We start from the raw sequence: 17,575 nt of genomic DNA, 5'->3' as shown, positions 1-17,575 counted from the left end.
ATTACATTTGGAGGTGAACCGCCGTGCGGTAAGTCCTTCCCCTCAAGTGCAGAGGTGAAAGCATAACCCCTAGTTGGATGGGTAGCAACCATTAAGCTAAAGCGGGGTTAAAAGGCAGAACTACTAGAAGCCAAATCCGGTAACTGTCGAGCAAGAGTCCATGCGTAGCGAAAGCAAAGATGTGTTTGAACCATCGTGACCTTCAATGGTGTAAATGGCTGAATCATGGATAAATCCGTTGAGAAATACGGTAAAGACGGATTAACACCAAGCCAAAAGGCAAGGATAGGGCATAAGCGAGTCAAAATTCGACTTATAAGCACCGCCCATAAACCCGGTGGAGAGCATCGCGCTAAAGACTTAAACAAATGTGTAATCGGAACGAAGTAACTCTTAATTATCTCTGGTAAGGTCGATAACCAGTAAGTTGCTAACGAATGGTAATTAGGAGAGGGATTGTATCGGAAGCGATGCCCTTGGTAATGCGAGGGATATGCTGACGGATACACGGTAATTTCAATGGAATAGAACAAGTAGCAATGAATATATCTAAAACGCTGAACAATCAGACGGTGGAGTGGAAAGACATCAATTGGCGAAAGCTAGAACGGGTGACTTTTAAGTTGCAAAAGCGCATATTCCAAGCGAGTGAACGTGGTGATGTCAAAGCAGTTCGCAAACTTCAAAAGACCCTGATTAGGTCTTGGTCTGCAAAATGTATCGCGGTACGTAGGGTAACACAAGATAACCAAGGTAAAAATACAGCAGGTGTGGATGGCGTAAAATCACTAACCCCAAAGCAACGTATCAACCTGGTAGGCAAGTTAAAGTTAACCGGAAAGGCAAAACCCACTCGTAGGGTTAATATTCCCAAACCCGGAACGACTGAAACTAGACCATTAGGAATACCCACAATCAACGACCGCGCATTGCAAGCGCTAGTTAAACTAGCGTTAGAGCCAGAGTGGGAGGCTCGTTTCGAGCCGAATTCTTACGGTTTTAGACCGGGGCGTTCCTGTCACGATGCGATTGAAGCAATATTTAATAGTATTAGTAAAAAAGTCAAATATGTGCTTGATGCTGATATTGCTAAATGCTTTGACCGTATAAACCATAAAGCGTTAATCTCCAAAATAAGTACATACCCCACCTTAAACCGTCAAATTAAAGCATGGCTCAAGGCAGGGTATTGTGACCAGGGTGAATTATTCCCTACTAATGATGGTACACCACAAGGCGGGGTAATTTCTCCGTTACTTGCGAACATTGCACTACATGGTATGGAGAATAGAATTAAACAGTATGCGGAAACACTAAAAGGGGGAAAAGCGATGAATCGTCAATCCCTCAACCTAATCCGCTATGCTGATGACTTCGTAATCATTCACAAGGATGTGAACGTAGTCAAGAAATGTCAGGAGATAATTGCTAATTGGTTAAGTGAAATGGGATTGGAGTTAAAGCCAAGTAAAACAAAATTAACCCACACCATTATTAAGATTGATGGTAAGGTTGGGTTTGAGTTCTTAGGATTCCATGTACAACAGCATAAAGTAGGGAACTACCGTAGCTCAAATACATCACAGGGAAAGCCACTAGGTTTTACGACACTAATCACACCCTCAAAAGCCAAAATTAAGACTCATCTAGCCAAGATTGCCGAAGTAATAGATACCCATAAAACCGCCCCACAAGCTGCTTTAATAAGTAGGCTGAATCCAGTAATCAGGGGATGGTCAAACTATTACTCGACAGTTGTTAGTAAGGAAACCTTCTCAAAGGTTGACCAACTAACCTATGACAAGTTAAGAGCCTGGGCAAGAACGAGGGGAAAAGGGGACATCAATAAGGAAAAATACTGGCGAACGGTAGGCGACCGAAATTGGTGTTTCAGTACAGAGGATGGATTAGAACTTCTCACCCATGCAAGTACGCCAATCGTAAGGCATACAAAGGTCAAAGGTGAGGCTAGTCCGTACAATGGAGACTGGATTTACTGGAGCAAGCGAAGAGGCGAGTACCCAGAAACTCCTAACAGAGTTGCATCATTAATCAAACGACAAAAGGGTATTTGTTCTCACTGTGGTTTGTATTTCACAAGTACAGACATTGTAGAAGTTGACCATATTAAACCAACATCGTTAGGTGGAAAAGATACCTACGATAACCTACAACTTTTGCATAGACACTGCCACGACGCAAAGACAGCAACAGACGGGTCAATACATTCTAAAGAAGATGTCAAAACCCGATAGTTGGTCTTGAATCGTACCTGTAACAAAGGTGGGATTATTGAGGAGCGGAATGATACGAAAGTATCACGTTCCGTTCTGAAGGAGAGGTTAGGGGGGCAACTCCCTAATCGACTCTAACTATACCCTTCATCGGGCTGCAAAGAAGCCTATACCATACTGTACTCAGTTGGTGTAGGAGTATGTCACTACGGAACCCAATCCAAGCTCTAAAGTAGGAGCCGTCTTCGCTAATTTGATAAGCCACATTGGGCGATAATTTAACAATAGGTTCGATGCGGGCAATACCCAAACCTTTGAGTTCTGTCAAGCTGTAACTTAGGAGTTCTCCGCTGTTCCAATGGATGTGAAATGGACGTGGCTCTTCAACGTTCAAGCGTTGGACTGTCCCCATTCGTTGAACTCCTTCTCGGTGCTGTAAAATGCAATCTCCCTCTCTAAATCCGTAGAATCCTTGTTTCTTGGCTAGGTTTTCTAACTGCTGCTTCCAGGCTTCTTCCCAAGCTACGTCAAAGTCGAGAAGTTGGTAATTTTCTTCGCTCAATTGTTGAGCTATTTTTTCTTTTAACTGCTGTTTTTGGAGCGGCATAGCGAATTCTAAGAAATTATCGGGCACTTCAAGAGCTAAATGCGTCTTAGCTCTGATTCTGAGTTCATTGACAGACAAACAGCGGGTGTCTTTTAATTGCTGGGGTGCAGGAATATCTATAGTACAACTTGTCAGGTAGCCGGGAAACAAGTTGATGGGAAAGAGATAAGATTGATCGAGAGTAGAGATAAGAATGTGGTGTTCGCTCAGCGATTCTACTTTGAAACGAGTTGCGTTACTAAATTGTATTTGTTCGGAATTAGCGAGTACGATAGTTGTGCAAGCTGGAAGTTCTCCAGCAGTCTTTTTAGGGATAAACTTAGGAACGAGAGAGATTTTGAGGACGCGGATTTCGTCGAGGTTATAAGTCCAAGAAAATGAATCTTGACCGGAAATTGCGTCCCAAGTAATTGTCACAGGTTTTTCATTTTTGTTGAGAGAAGTAACAGTACCGTATTGGTTGCCAGTTTTAACGATATCATTTAACGTGAAGGGATATTGTTGAGAAGGTGCGGGAATGAGGAAAGGAAAAATTACGGCAGCTACTTCTTTTATTTGAGGGGATTCCGGGCTTGCTGATTCAGGAAAAGTGTGGTGGGGGTTTATAAGAGAGTTGTTAGCGTTCATAATGCCAAGAAGTTAGTTATCACTTAACTTCTCCCGCTAGGGGGTAGCTTTAAATTTGCAGGTGTCCTTAACAAAGGATTCTTGAGCCACCAATTGCAGGAAATAAATTAGCTGTTGTTAGAGGGAGGCTCTGTTGCGATCGCAAGCTATACTACTATTAGCCATATCTACGATTGCACAGCTATTAATCAGAGTATATTTACTCATACAATTGTAATTATCCGTACAAATGCGATAGCTCTAAAGCGTCAATCAAGACTATGATAAAAACTTGTAGTTAGTACAATTTAAAAACTCGGATGCTAACAATTTATTTAGTTAAGAGCATTCAATTGATAAAAAATTCTCCCAGCTATCAGTAGGTACTGTCGCTGGGAGAAATCGCTGGAAACTCGGTTATTCAACTAACGCAGGTATCTCGATTAATTCGATTTCAAACCTTCGCTGCATTCGCCATTATTCTTTAGGCACAGTAGGCTTTGGTTGGATGTCAAAAATAATCACAAATGTGCGCGTTTTAACTAACCGCTTCAAAACCCGTAGATGATCGTCTGCATCGTTTCTCTTACGAAATCGTGCCACAATAACACGCTGACAATTAGGAAGCAGGCTAATGATACACCACGGGTGCAATTTTTCAGAGTAGGTCATTTTAGTACCTCAGCAGTAAAAGTAACAGATTGTGCTCTTGTTTCATTGCTTGCCAAGACAGTAATTGAATAATCTTGTCAAAGACAGGTCACGGTGACATTGATATTTGACGAGGTTTGTGCTAAGACAAGCTCAAATTATCTTTTGATGCTGAAAAAGCTTGGTGTATGTATAGCAGCCACCAAAACTGTTGGAACAAGTCAGCAGTATATGATTGCGACAACGTATACAGTCGTTGCCCTAAACAGTCTTTCCGTTAACAGTATTTCCGTTATACGCGCCACTATTAATCCAGGCTATTCTCTTCGCAAGGCGGACACAGGAAAGCCACCAATGTCTCTGGAATTTCCTCAAAATGCTCCAGCAAAAAATCCATTAAAGCCAAATGACGCAAATCGACAGCAGTAGGAAATCTGCGATTTTTACCCGTTTTAAACCAACGCCGCACTGTAGAATCTGAACGAGAACAAATAAAAGCGATTTCCTCATAACTCACTCCCCACTTTGCATAAAACTGCCTCGGTGTCATTCGCAATTGGCATTGACTGTAAATTGCAATCAAATTGCGTTCTCTATCGGTCAGATTCTGCTGCTTTTTTATCATCCTCAAACTTCTCCAAATCTTCCTCCCAGGCAGTATCAAACTGACACCACGTTGCACTTTTGGAATCAGGAGTAAGGCAAATGATGTAACACCACATCCAACAGCATTGACATTGTTCGTAGTTGTAAAATTTGCCGATAACCATTCCTCTGTCAGCTTCTTCGCTAACACCCGTCCAGCGCACCATTTCGCCACAGTTAAAGCGCGGGGGATGAATTTTGGCAAAGTTGGCAGGCAATTCAATTGCAGGCGGCATATCCTTCAAATGTTTTAGTGGCAAAATTGAAATCAAATCTCGCTTTCCTTTTGGGATTGACATGAGTTTTTAACTGTGCATCTATTGCACCTGATTTGTTTTGATAAATTTTCAGGCCAATTTCTCGATAGAGAAATTGCAGAGCGACATTTCTTTAAATCAATCAATGAAAATCTCTAATATTAGAGCCTGCATTAATTGCAAGCGGATGCAAGCACAATCGTCTGATATTCACGCACTTCAAAGATATGATGGGAGGCTAGGTAGCATCGATTGCTGAGCGCGCGACAACTGACAGATATGCCAACAGAGATGAAGCGTTTGGAAAGACGATATCCTCTATCAAACAAATCTCTAATTTAACTTGTGAGGGATTGGAATCTTTCAAGTTTTTACCGGATACCTGTCGGAGTTATTATTTATTGGCTTGAGATATGTTTATTGGCGATCGCTCACAGCATTACTTACTTTGAACAGCGCGAACTGCGCCCTCCACAGAACTCCTGCGACAGGGGTATAGCTGTCTTTCAAGGCAATATTGTCTAAGACCGCACACAATTGGGCGATCGTTCAATCCGTGAGCTCCCGTCAAGCTGACGTTTGAAGAGTATTTTTTCGGCGAGCGGGCGCCGCGAGCGTCCAATACTGTACTGAGACGCGACCGGACTTCAGATGAGTCTTTTACATGAGGGTAAGGATTGTAAATACCTTAGCAGAGTAGGCTCTGTAGAACAGATGACCCTTTTCAGGTCGCGCTGGACTAAAAACGAATCACACTTTTTGGCAGCGTTCTCATGTCGCTCCTCCATCCGCCAGCTCCAAGCGGCGATCGCAAGTGTGGACGATCGCACCCGAAAGCAACGATTGCACCATCACTCGAGCGCCTGAGACAGCTTTAACCACATATTTTTGAACCTCACCAACAAACCGCACTAGCGCGCCCACCTTCAATGAGTGTCCTGCGTTCGCAGCTTCATCAATTGGTGGCACACCCCCGGATATCTTCATATCTTTATCCGACCCTGTGCCGCCTGGAATCCCTTCCAAACAGGGAGCCGCGGCTTCTGCCAAAGAGATGGCCTTCTCATCCCGCTGCTGCCAAGCTGCAAAAATCGCCGACCTGCCGTCGTTGGGGAACTGGAACTGGTAAACTCGAATGCGCTTGGGCCTGCCCAAAGCATCTCGTTCCTCCGACCTTTCTTGGCGAACCAGCCGCAGGGTAAAGCCCAGCTTCCCCTTCAAAACATACTGAACCACCTCCATTGGGTGGGCATTAGGGTGGACGTTGATACCCAGAAAATCTTTCACGTCCGCAGAATACTGCTTGACCCTTTGAGCAAAGGCTATCACCTCCGGGTCAGTCCCTCGATACTCCCTGTCTGAGTCAAAGAACTCCATCAGCCCCAACTTCTTGAGAGCTTCCACAGAAGCTTTCAGGAAGCGCAAATCTTGCGGGCAAACCTTCCCTTGACCCCTTTCTTGATGGCCTGCCAAGTGATTTTTATCTCGTTTCTTGACAAACTCTGGGTCATGGGTCAAATAGTAATGCAGGCGAATTTGAGGCAGCCAGCCGTCGTCGTCCTTCAATTTCAGCTCGGGCGTCACCGACACACCATAAGTCTCTTGCAGTTGGTACTTGCGCTCTTGATTGAGTTCGCCCCGAGTCTTGGAGCGCTTGTCCTTCAACTCCAGATACTCAGACAGAGTAATATCAGGAGCATCAGCAACAGCATCCGCTTCTACCCTGCAGTTCTCTCGCTGAATTGACTCAGCCTCTTTCTTAGCCAGAGCAGCTCCAACATTTCGGAGATTTAATTCATTTAACCCAGCATCAACCTTCTGGGCAACCTGCTGCAATAGCTTCCAGTTTTTAACCGCGCTGGCTGCTATTTGCTGCGCTAATCCCTCTAAAAGGAGTTGTTCTAGCTGATTTTCTCGGCACAGTTTTACCTGAAACCCTTCAGCTTTTAGGCTGTACCTAATCGCCTCCCTGTAATGCCACATTCCGGCATTAATTCTAGCAGCCATTTTTGCCCAAGTTCTCAGGTGAACCGGGTCGTGGGCCGCGTCGATGTCGAAGTCAACTCCTTGCAGCAAGCGAATATTGGCTTTGATAACCTTCTGCTGGGAAGCGAGGAGAGATCGATAAGAAGCGTTGCCGTTGCCAATTTTGCCAATGCCAAAGGGCGCTGTCCAGACAAAGATTGGAACATTTTCATCCCTGACTCGAGCGAGACTTTGCAGGGCATCGTTGACGGCAATTGCTCCTTTAAAAATGCCGAATACCGCTGCAAAATAACCGCGAATGTCGATGCTAACTCCTGTGCCAATGGTGGGGCTAGCGATGATGATGTCGTAGTTTTGAATGGTGGCATTAAGATTCTCAACGCAGCCACAAGCGGGGTGGTTGGGGTCGGCTACTGACTCGCTATCAATCCTGAGAATGCGCTTGTTGGGAAATCGTTTTTGCAGTTGTGTTTCTAGGTTGCGACACGACCATTTTCCTTTGACTTTTTGGGAGTCTTCAACAACCATAATGTGGGATCTTTCTCGCTCGAGCGGGCAGCAGAGGGCGCGACTTTCAAGGTCGCAGCCGGTGACTTCTCGCGACAGAATTTGCTCCATTTGAGCGAATAGTGGTGCGGGACTTTGAGTGGCGTAGAAGATCGCGTCCCGCTCTTTTTTAGGTTTCCATTCGTTGACGGCAATCCAAGGTTCGAGAGGGATGCCAGCAAGCGCCTTCAAGTAGTCGATCGCGCAATCAGATAAATCAGCATCCTGGGCAACGATTAAGCCGCCGGTGGTTAAGACGGTGCGAATGAGTTCTTGCAGGGTTTGCAAGATGGCGACGCGGTTTTCGCGGCAGGTGCTGGAGTTCAAGGCGTGCCAGATGACTTGTTCGCACTCATCAATGAGGACGATCGCCCCAGACCAGTTTTCGGGGTTGAAACGGGCCATTGAGTGGGGGTGGAGGCTGTCTACACACAAGCCGTACCCGAATAATTTGCCTTCCGGCGAGTTCTTGGTTTCGTCGATGTAGTTGATTCCCAACCCGGCGCAGATGGCGCGGCCGAGCTGAATCCTGTGGGTGATGACTAGCACGCGGCGTTCGCCCGTGTTGAGGGCGTGGGAAACCAGGTGGGCGAGGGAGCGGGTTTTGCCGGTGCCTTTGGGGGATTTGATGCAGGCTAAGCCGGCCTCTGGATAGGGGAGTTCTCCCAGATAGCGAGAATTTAGCGTTAAAGACGCGGGATAGGTTAAAAGCCATGATTCCCTATCCTGCCAAAATTGGAAGCCTCGTGCTGCGTTTTTGAGGGCAATGAGCGCATCCTCGCCTCTGGCTACCACGAAATCGTCGATGCCTTTCTCCGGTCCTGGCAGAGTGATGACGCTGACGGAGCATTTGGCGGTGGTGAACAGGCGGCCGAGTTTGTCAATCTCGCGGTTGACGTTGAGGACGGTAGAGTGCTTGCTGTCGCGATCAAAGCCGATGTAGATTTCCCGCCCTGGGGTGGCGAAGTGTTGGAGTTCGGGGATGAGATAGGGGTTGCACTTCTCCCCTAGCGCGTTCTTGGTTCTGACACCCATTGTGACGCCGGGGAGGGCAATGGCCGCGTAGCCCATTGTGAGCAGGCAGGCGGCTTTTTTTACGCCTTCGACGATGGTGACGGGGATGTTGTTGAGCCAAACCCATTCCCAGAATTGAGGCGGGTTCGTGACGCCGGGGAGGGGCACAGGGGCAGAGGGGAGATTTTCGTCTCCCGTCTCCCCCGTTCCTGTACTCCCCATCTCTAAGTCCTCTGGGTTTTCAGGGTCGATGGGGACGCCGTAGCGTTCTGCGACTTTTGCCCAGATGTGGTCTGGGACTTGCAGGAAGAAGGCTCTGGTGGGGGTTTTGGGGGGGTGTTCGTATTTTACGGGCTTGGTTTTACCGTTTGGGTCGAAGCTGTTGCGGGGCTGATAGGGTTTGAAGCAGCCCCAATACATGGGCTGCCAGTTGTTGAGGGGGTCAAGGCCCGAACACCACCAACCACCGTGCTCGATGTGGCTGTAGTGTTTTCTGGCCCACCGCCATTGTGCGTCGGGGTGGACTCTGCCGGAGGCGGCGTTAATTTCGTAGAGGAGGTAGGCGTAGGGGGCGTCGCCACTAAGAGTTTGCACGTTGAGGGCGAAGATGGCGGAGTCTACGCCGCTTTCTTGCCATTCAGTGAGGGCGGACTTAGACAAGACCATAACGCACCCCCATGTTGGCTGTGTTGACCTTCTGGTCTAGTAGCAATGCGAAATGCGCTCCAAGTTGCACCCGAATCTGGCTACCGCCAGAGCGCCTCATGAACGGGTCAGATGGGGTTAAGTGGACTATGAGTCTCTGTGAGGACTGATTTTGAAGGTCAATGCCTGTGCTATCTCGATAAATCTTCACCGGGCTATTCCTTGAGTGGGGAACATCCCTTTGTCTCATGTTCTGAAAATCGCTGCTTGCACGCCGATCAAAGATAATTAATTAATAGTTAATCCGTGCGTAGTAAAGTGCTGAAATACTTACTGTGAAAGGGTTTCAAATTTGAAAGGTAGCTAGATCCGGGTGTTTTGGTAGCTAGATCCGGGTGTTTTGGTAGCTAGATCCGGGTGTGTCCGTAGTAAAGTTGTAAGCCTTGTCTGGTAAGAGTTTGAAGGTGATTTTGAGGTCATTTTTGCCTTACTACGCAAAACTCCAGCCTTACTAAGCTTGGGGCTGGAGTTCGAGTTAAGGGGATGGGAAGCTAGATTGACAGTTCCGGTAGCACTTGAGGCAAGATTTTTCTGAGGTGGGCGGCGGTTTTGGGGCTAATTGGCTTGCCGCGTTGAAGCTGTGAGACTAGCTGCTGAGATATACCCAGCTTTTCGGCGATGACTGTTTGCTTCGTCCAACCCTTTGCTTCACAAGCCTTCTGTATCGGTTCCCACTCTAACGGGGCAGCAGATGCTGATTTTCGTTTCCGGGGCAAAGATGCTGATTTTTTAGCAGCTATCAAGGCAGGAATTTTACCGGGAGGCTTGATGGTGACGCCAGCTTCTAGCAGTAAATCAATAATTCTTTTTTTGCAATCTTTGGGTTTACCTGTTGTACTTCCGGGACGCAACCATTCTGGGTAGGTTTCAGAGTCATATATAATCTGCCAATCTAACTCAGCTAGCTGCATTAAGGCTTTATCCCAACGTTGCTTTAAATCTTGAGCTTTGTACTTAACAGACCGCGTTAATTCAATCTCATTTTTCGGCATCGCCATCTCTAGCACGGTCTTAACCGTGTATTTCCCATTAGTATGAATGGCGCTTTCTGTTGTTATATTGATGGCGATTAAGAATGCTAGCTCATCATGATACGGGTTCATTTTAAGCGTCGATTCTGAAATCCAACCAAACTCATATAAGGCAACTGGAGGCGTAGCATTCTTGCCAGGTTTATTAAAGAAAAACTCAGCCCATCTACCCGCCCGAATGAAGGCTACTATTTCTGTTGGTTCATCAATTTCATCTGTGAAAATGTTACGCTGCCCGTAGCGCTCCACAGCAACGTCCCAAATGAGGGAATTCATATCGCATCCTAGCTTCCCGATATTCCATTTAATGGTAGCGTCCAGCCTTCTCAGAACCTTCAGGCATTGCTCTATCCTGAGTAACTTCTGGGAAGTGGTCATATCTTTACGCTCACCCCAACCCATTAAGTCTATGAGGTTAGTGCCGCCATTTTTCCCAGTTCCAGCTAGCTTAATTTCAGTTCTCCAAGGCACAGCCTCTTGAAAAACATAGGCAGATAGTAAACAGTGGAGTTTGGCGGTATCTTTCCCCAAACTGCCAAATTCCTCAATAATTCCCCAGGCGGCCTTGCCTGTAAAGTAAAAATATTCTTTAGTAACTGGGTCTTTATCCTTTAAGGCTAACTTGACAAAACCCGTGCTGTAATTATCTCGAAAAAACACATTTTTCTGGGCATCTTCTTGCCAATCCCAAATTCGTAATAAGGACTTGCAAGCCGTTCTAGGAGGGGCTGAGGTGAGTATTTGAGTGATTGTGGTGCTGATAAATAGCTGGGGTTCGGTTGCGGGAACTGTTTTTGAAGCCAGCCCCAGCATAGCGGTTAACTCATCTAGTGTCCGATTGGATAAATCGAGTGGCTCTAGAAAAATTAAAGCTGAATCAAGTGCCACGTTTTTCCATAAATTTTCCTCGGTTCTACCTGCCTGAAGCCAGAGGGTCAGATGATTTAATATTTCCTCTGCTTTTGTCAAGTAGAAAGCATCATCAACTATCTGCTCTTTGAGAAATTTTTCGAGTTCATCAACACACTTAGGACTAAAGCCTTCTAATGTTTCATCCCTTTTAGTAATTTCGGCATGAATCCCCATTGCTACATTCAAGGCCAAAGTTTCTAAAAAATTACTCTGGCGTAGCTTCTTGGCGTACTCTTGAATGCGGTCGCCATCTATCGTGGTGGTGGTGGTGGTAGTATATAACTCCATAGCCTAGCCTCTTAATGCTAATAATAGTTACAGGTTTGATAGACAAATATCTCACTTGCTTTCTCGAACCTTTTTGTAAGGAGTAACCCGAACTTTCCGTACTACCAGGCCCTGTATCCCCAAAGCATTTGCGTTCCAGTGGTGGCGAAAAATAATGTGTTTTTCCACTAACTTCACGATCGAAAGCTCTCCCATATACTGTCCCAATTCGCTCGTTACTACAGTTTACCCTAACGCTATTATTTTAACATTTTCCCGTAATAATTTCCTGCTCTATCGCTGTTAATTTAGGCCCGACACTAATACTATTTTCCTAAAGTCCTGCTACAAATATGGCGTCTAAAATAAATTGCCATCCCGTCAAAGAAGCAATGAATTCATTAGTCAACTTTTTTAACTCTTTTTGCACCGCCGGTCTTAACTCTTCTATTTATTCAAACCTCAACCATTTCAATTGTTCTTTTATATATCCCCAGAGTCTTTCTATTGGGTTGACTTCCGGACTGTAGGCAGGCTGAAACAGTAAAAGCACACTAAGACGGTATACTGAGATTTAAAGAGTTATGAAAGGGAGCATCCCGGTTTTGCAAATATGCAGAAGTATGATATTTTTGTAAAATTTTTCAACCTCCCTACTAGAACTTTGCCGAAAAATCGGTTTTAGGGTCAATGAGTTATTTTATATTCGGCGAATAATAGAATGGCTCAAGAGTTACAATAGTCAAGGAATAATTTTTAGGAATCCAACATGACACCGGACGAACAAGAACGTTTAGAAGCCTATACTGCTGAAATTGCCAAAACTTTATATAAAAACACTCCCCCCGAGGCATTAGATAGCGAAAGAAAGCATAGAAAGACACCTTAGAAAACAATGGCTTGAAATGGTGGGACCCCAAGTCGCTTTTTTTTTATCAAAGAAACAACGGGAACAGAAAAAGGACGTCCCCGCACCGTAAAAAGCTGTGTGGGTGAGTTAACAATAACTGAAAAACAAGCGGAACAATTAAACCTCAAAAAATCGACTCAATTAGCTCCATTTTTTGAAAAATGCTGCCGGCGACAAGTAGCCAACTTATCATATTCCAAGGCGTCCCAAGAAATTGAAGTACAGACGGGAGTTAAGATAGGTCATACCACTTTACATAGATTGGTAGAAAACCAACAATTGGTTGAACCAAGAGCCGAATTTCCCATTAAAGAAACCAGCGTAGACGGAGGGAAAGTTCGGATTAGAGGACCAAAAGGGGAGGGGTGTCACTGGCTTGATTATAAAGCTGTTCGGCTTCATGACAGCTTTTATGCTGGATATTTTCAAGAAAATGAAGTCTTGATTGATTATGTCAATCGTCAGCCGTTAAATTCCCTAGTCCAGATGAGTAAACTCGTAAAAAAATCCTTCTCCTGTTAGCGGCTCTACTGCTCCGTACAGCCACATATAAATAAAATCCCATTGTACTTTTCCTTGCGGTTTGATTCCGCGATGAGTTAACTTTCTTCTCTGAATTGTATGTAACCCCATCCGACTTTCATCTTCACTCCAATATCGCACTTTTTTCCACGGCTTTAAAAAGCTCTCACTCTGACGAGCGACTGCTTTTGATTAGAGATGACAGTTTTTTTAAAATTCTTCTACTACTCGCAACTTTTCTGTTTTTCACTCACGGGACGCGGGACTTTTAATTTCCCTTTTAGCCGATATCTTGTCCACGCTCTGTACTGTCCGATATGCCACTTTTACTTCACAGCAGCTTGTCAACCATTGATGTACTTCTTTGTAGCTACTGAATCCTTCTGGGTCTTGCAATTCCTTTGATAACTTCTCTATAGTTTCAGGATTCATTATTTTTGGTCTTCCCGAACGAGGTTTCTGGAATAATAATTTTTCTATTCCTCCTTTTCTATAACTAGACAACCATTTTTGTACCGTGGTACGATGTTTCCCGTGCGCCGCACAGCAGCAGACAATACGGTTTCTACCGTTTGGGTTTTGAGCCAATACAGAAGAAGCAGTTTTTCGTGGCGGTGAGCGTCTTTCTCTCTCCCCAGAAGAGCTTTCAGTTCTTCTTCTGTTTCCCGGATATCAATTTTAACCACTCCTGACATTTTTCCGACTTCTGTTTGGGTACTAACTTACAAAAATGACCTCTACTAATTGTAGCACTACTTTAGAAAATTGGTATAACACTGGTCGATTAGCCTTTAGGGATTGAGCCTTAGCCTTGTATTTATTGAACAAAAGGTGCGCGTTCGGCGTTAAGAGTGGCGAGCGAAAAGTTTCGCTCACCAACCAATTAACCAGCCCGCTCGTTTACCCTCTGAAACTTATAACAATGCTTTTGCTCGCCGACTGCAATGGCATTTTTTTTGCATGAGTGAGGGAAGCTCTTTTCCAAAAGATTCATAACTTTTTATTAATGAGGAACGAAAATAGCAAAAAAACTTGCAAGTTGAATCAAAAAATAGTATAATTAAATTGTTACGAGCGCAAGTTATATTTAATCGTGCTGTTATGGTGGCCCTTGAACCTGTTACCTTCGGAGACCTCATCGACGCGATCGCTACCTTGCCGGTTATCAACTTTCCCGAGAATTCGAGTCAGTTGAATAGCAATAAGCGGGAAGTGAGTTGCAACAAGCGCCTCCGATTGCCCAGAAAGCGATTGAGCCGGATTTGGTTGGCCATCAAAGAATAGAAGCCAGTTAGCCTACTTGACGTAATGCCCCTTTCGTCCAATAATGAAGGAATTTACCCGTCAAGGATGCGCCGTGAAGGTTCAAGGGAATGGGCGCGCTAAGATTTTGACGCCCGCAGAAATTGACCGACTGTTTGACCGGGGTTTTATGACAGCAAGGGACAGGCTTTTGTTTGCTGTAACTTTTTACTGTGCCTGCCGCATTTCAGAGGCGTTAGCTTTAACAACTCACGACATTGTTGGGGGGTCAGTCACGTTGCGGAAAGCGACGACAAAGGGGAAATCAGCAACGCGAACGCTGCCGCTCCATCCTATGCTGGCTAAGTATTTAAAGGCTTACAATCCAAATGTGGGTTTTTTGTTTCCGGGGCGAGACAATACGAAGCCTTTGACTCGCGCCGCATCGGATGTGATTTTTAAAGAAGCTTGCAAGCGGGTAAGAATTAAGGGAGCTTCAACGCATTCCATGAGGCGGACAGCACTCACGAACTTGAGCAATGCTGGGGTGCCGCTGCGGGTGATTATGGAGATTTCGGGACACAAAAATTTGTCGAGTCTCCAGCGCTATTTGGAGGTACAGCCGGAACAGCTTGTCAAGGCGATTGGGCTCTTGAATTGACACTCCCCGGCCTTGAAGGCGCGGGGATTCTTGGATCAATCAGTCGATTTGCTCGTTGATGCTGCCATCAAAGAGTAGAGATCGGTCTGTCCCCAAGCGTTGATTTCGGTGTGCCCCACCGTATTTAAATTCAAATTAATTCCTGCTTGCTTCAACCCTTTAACCAAAATATTGCGAGCTGCGTTGTAGTCACGATCTAACGTCGCACCGCAATCGCAAATATGGGTTCTGGTTGATAGCGTTTTCTTGACAGTATTGCCACAACTTGAACAATCTTGCGAGGTGTATTGAGGTGGAACAGCAATTACTGTTTTGCCGTACACATTTCCAAAATACTCTAACCATTGAGCAAATTGTGACCACGCTGCATCGCTAATCGACTTAGCAAGTTTATGGTTTTTGACCATATTCGGTACTTGAAGGTCTTCGTAGGCTACAAAATCGCTAGATTTTACCGCGCACAACGCCGTCTTTATGGCGAAGTCTTTACGCTGCCGACTAACCTTCAGGTGCTTTCTTCCTAACTTGTTGATCGCTTTTTTTCGATTGCCAGAGCCTTTCTTCTTTCGAGAAACTCGCTTTTGCAATCTCTTCAAAGCTTTTTCACTTTTTCGGAGGTGGCGAGGGTTCGCGACTGTTTCACCATCGCTATCGGTATAGAAATGGTTCAATCCCACGTCTATTCCAATAGCTTTACCAGTCGGAATAAGTTCCTCTTTTCGCTCCACATTGATGCAAAGTTGTGCGTAGTATCCGTCGGCACGACGCACAACTCTGATTCGCTTAATCTCATCGGGTGCATAGAAATGCAAATCCCGACTACCGACTAATTTGAACTTTCCAGCAGCAAAGCCGTCCTTAAATGTCAAACATCTTTTGTCGGCAGAAAGTAGCCATCCTGATGTTTTGTATTCGACAGAGCGAGTATTTTTCTTAAACTTTGGGTAGCCTTTTTTGCCTGGTGTTTTTGCTTTGCAATTAGCGAAAAAACGTTGGATAGCAAAAATGGCACGTTCGGCAGAAGCCTGACGTGCCATTGAGTTAAGCTTGCCTGCCCATTCAAACTCTTTTGCCATAATGGCGCATTGTTTGTACAGATCAATTAGCTTAACTCCTTGATTGTCTATCCAATATCTAAGAGTTTTGTTTCGGACAAATTGAGCTGTTCTGATCATCTCGTCGATGACCCGATATTGCTCGGCTTTGCCTTTTAACTTAAACTCTAGAACTATCATGACAAAATTTTATCACTTTTGCGAAAGCTTTTAGTTACAAAATACGTATATTTAACAATTATTTGCAATAAGTGGAAATTAAAGCCGTCCTAGAAGGACGGGGCTTTAGACCCAATTTTTTGGTAAGGCGACAGAGCTCAATACTTTCCTGTCCTTTAATATTACGGCAGTTTATAGATATTCCGAAACCGACAGCATTCAGCATCAAACAGCAACTTAACCGTTCCCGTTCCGCTATTGCGGCCTTTCAATCCAATAATTTCAGCGATTCCCCTATCGGGAGAATCCCGATTGTAATAATCGTCCCTGTAAACTCCAAGCACAACATCCGCATCCTGTTCAATTCCACCAGAGCCACGCAAATCCGATAAACTCGGACGCTTGTTCGTGCGAGTCTCTACCCCCCGATTGAGCTGAGAAAGCAGCACAACCGGCGCGTCAACCTCGCGAGCCAAAATCTTCATCTGCCGCGTAATTTCGCTAATTTTATTGACAACATTTTCATCCGCCGAATTCACCATTAATTGCAAGTAATCAACAATTACCAAACCCAAGGGGCCGCGCTCACAAACAAACTCCCTAACTCTGGAACGAATCTCCAAGGGAGACGGTTCCAAACTTTCGTCTATCCAAAAATCAGCATCGCTAACTTTCCCTAAAGCCGAAGCTAGCACTTCGTACTTACCAGCTAGGTTAACTTTCCTGATATCTTTCACCGACACCCCACTCTCAAGTGCCATTAGTCGCGCTGCCAAGTCCCGACCTGGCATTTCCATCGAAAACATCAAAACTCGACCGTTCGTGGGAAGGGAAGCAATGTTGTAGCCAAGGGCACAAGCCAAAGCTGTTTTGCCGCTGCCGGGGCGACCTCCTATGACAATCAATTCACCTCGGTAAAATCCCCCTCCCAATAGGTCGTCGAGGTCGTAAAACCCCGTGCTGATTCCAGGAAAGTAGTTAGCAGTCTCCAAGCGCTCTTCCTCAATTTCATCTAGATATCGCCAAAGCTCTCCGCAGTATTCGGAGAGAGGTCGAATAGCTTTTTGTCGCTCTTCTCTGTACTTATTGAGGGCAAAAATCTTTTCCTCGGCTTTATTTAGTATCGCATCCAATTCGGTGGAAGTCTCGTAGCCAAGCTGCACGAGGTCATTACCAACTTTGATGAGTTCGCGCCGGACAAACTTGTCTACGACTAGCAAGGCATATTGGTCGATGTTGACGGCTGAAACAGTTCGGTCTACCAGCATTACCAGTTTGGTTTGACCCCCTACTACTTCCAGCAGGTTGTGGTCGTCGAGGAAGGTGGTGACGTTCATCAAATCTGTGGGCTGCTCCTTAGAGTGCAGCGCTAAAGCGGCCCGATAAATGTGTTGGTGGACTGTAATTGCTAACGCTTCGGGACGCAGAATATTTGCGACTCGGTTAATCGCGATTGGGTCGATCATAATTCCGCCTAAAATTGCTTCCTCTGCATCAATATTGATCGGCATTTTGTCAACAAAACTGACTGCCATGTCTGGTATTCTCCTTTGAGCTTGTTGTTA

General features: G+C 45.3%; 14 protein-coding genes. 4 read left to right on the top strand and 10 right to left on the bottom strand.

Annotated features, from left to right (window positions below):
- The first annotated feature begins 539 nt into the window (after positions 1-539).
- Entirely contained in the window at positions 540-2,255 is a 1,716-nt protein-coding gene (gene ltrA / locus QUA00_RS22535) for a group II intron reverse transcriptase/maturase (protein ID WP_333411181.1), read from the top strand.
- Between the two features lie 103 nt (positions 2,256-2,358).
- On the opposite strand, the gene QUA00_RS22530 is transcribed toward ltrA, so the two are convergent.
- The 6 genes from QUA00_RS22530 to QUA00_RS36905 form a co-directional block, all read right to left on the bottom strand.
- Positions 2,359-3,468 carry a hypothetical protein gene (locus QUA00_RS22530; protein WP_333411180.1) on the bottom strand — a complete coding sequence of 370 codons (1,110 nt, stop codon included), beginning with the start codon at positions 3,466-3,468 and terminating at the stop codon, positions 2,359-2,361.
- Positions 3,469-4,405: 937 nt separating this feature from the next.
- Positions 4,406-4,681, bottom strand: coding sequence for a helix-turn-helix domain-containing protein (locus tag QUA00_RS22525; RefSeq protein ID WP_333411179.1), 276 nt, complete (start codon positions 4,679-4,681; stop codon positions 4,406-4,408).
- A gap of 10 nt (positions 4,682-4,691) precedes the next feature.
- Positions 4,692-5,042 carry a hypothetical protein gene (locus QUA00_RS22520; RefSeq protein WP_333147495.1) on the bottom strand — a complete coding sequence of 117 codons (351 nt, stop codon included), beginning with the start codon at positions 5,040-5,042 and terminating at the stop codon, positions 4,692-4,694.
- Between the two features lie 729 nt (positions 5,043-5,771).
- Complete coding sequence (locus QUA00_RS22515) at positions 5,772-9,212, bottom strand: plasmid replication protein, CyRepA1 family (protein ID WP_333411178.1); 3,441 nt, start codon at positions 9,210-9,212, stop codon at positions 5,772-5,774.
- A 530-nt stretch (positions 9,213-9,742) separates the two neighbouring features.
- Positions 9,743-11,482 (bottom strand): helix-turn-helix transcriptional regulator, encoded by a 1,740-nt coding sequence (locus QUA00_RS22510; RefSeq protein WP_333411177.1) that lies wholly within the window; start codon positions 11,480-11,482, stop codon positions 9,743-9,745.
- Positions 11,483-11,912: 430 nt separating this feature from the next.
- Positions 11,913-12,014 (bottom strand): transposase, encoded by a 102-nt coding sequence (locus QUA00_RS36905; protein WP_445305757.1) that lies wholly within the window; start codon positions 12,012-12,014, stop codon positions 11,913-11,915.
- Positions 12,015-12,449: 435 nt separating this feature from the next.
- Between QUA00_RS36905 and QUA00_RS22505 the strand changes: the two genes are divergently transcribed.
- Positions 12,450-12,893: a hypothetical protein gene (locus QUA00_RS22505; RefSeq protein ID WP_333411176.1), complete on the top strand. Its 444-nt coding sequence runs from the start codon at positions 12,450-12,452 to the stop codon at positions 12,891-12,893.
- 246 nt (positions 12,894-13,139) lie between these two features.
- Here QUA00_RS22505 and QUA00_RS36900 read toward each other — a convergent pair whose 3' ends face one another.
- Together QUA00_RS36900 and QUA00_RS22500 are read right to left on the bottom strand one after the other, a co-directional pair.
- A complete protein-coding gene (locus QUA00_RS36900) occupies positions 13,140-13,397 on the bottom strand; it encodes a helix-turn-helix domain-containing protein (RefSeq protein ID WP_445252098.1) in 258 nt (85 codons plus the stop codon).
- Complete coding sequence (locus QUA00_RS22500) at positions 13,370-13,579, bottom strand: hypothetical protein (RefSeq protein WP_332946630.1); 210 nt, start codon at positions 13,577-13,579, stop codon at positions 13,370-13,372. The genes QUA00_RS36900 and QUA00_RS22500 overlap by 28 nt, the downstream gene beginning before the upstream one ends.
- 415 nt (positions 13,580-13,994) lie before the next feature.
- Here QUA00_RS22500 and QUA00_RS22495 point away from each other — a divergent pair, with 415 nt between their 5' ends.
- Together QUA00_RS22495 and QUA00_RS22490 are read left to right on the top strand one after the other, a co-directional pair.
- Positions 13,995-14,177: a hypothetical protein gene (locus QUA00_RS22495; protein ID WP_333411175.1), complete on the top strand. Its 183-nt coding sequence runs from the start codon at positions 13,995-13,997 to the stop codon at positions 14,175-14,177.
- 43 nt (positions 14,178-14,220) lie between these two features.
- Complete coding sequence (locus tag QUA00_RS22490; RefSeq protein ID WP_333411174.1) at positions 14,221-14,796, top strand: site-specific integrase; 576 nt, start codon at positions 14,221-14,223, stop codon at positions 14,794-14,796.
- A gap of 35 nt (positions 14,797-14,831) precedes the next feature.
- Here the strand turns inward: QUA00_RS22490 and QUA00_RS22485 are convergent, their stop codons facing one another.
- Together QUA00_RS22485 and dnaB are read right to left on the bottom strand one after the other, a co-directional pair.
- Positions 14,832-16,031 carry a transposase gene (locus QUA00_RS22485; protein WP_333411173.1) on the bottom strand — a complete coding sequence of 400 codons (1,200 nt, stop codon included), beginning with the start codon at positions 16,029-16,031 and terminating at the stop codon, positions 14,832-14,834.
- Between the two features lie 161 nt (positions 16,032-16,192).
- Positions 16,193-17,545 (bottom strand): replicative DNA helicase, encoded by a 1,353-nt coding sequence (dnaB, locus tag QUA00_RS22480; protein ID WP_333411172.1) that lies wholly within the window; start codon positions 17,543-17,545, stop codon positions 16,193-16,195.
- Positions 17,546-17,575 lie beyond the last annotated feature (30 nt).

It is taken from the genome of Microcoleus sp. T2B6, from assembly GCF_036700475.1.
GTDB lineage: Bacteria > Cyanobacteriota > Cyanobacteriia > Cyanobacteriales > Microcoleaceae > Microcoleus.
Note: the sequence above shows the minus strand (reverse complement) of the source record. Positions and strands in the feature narration are given on the sequence as shown.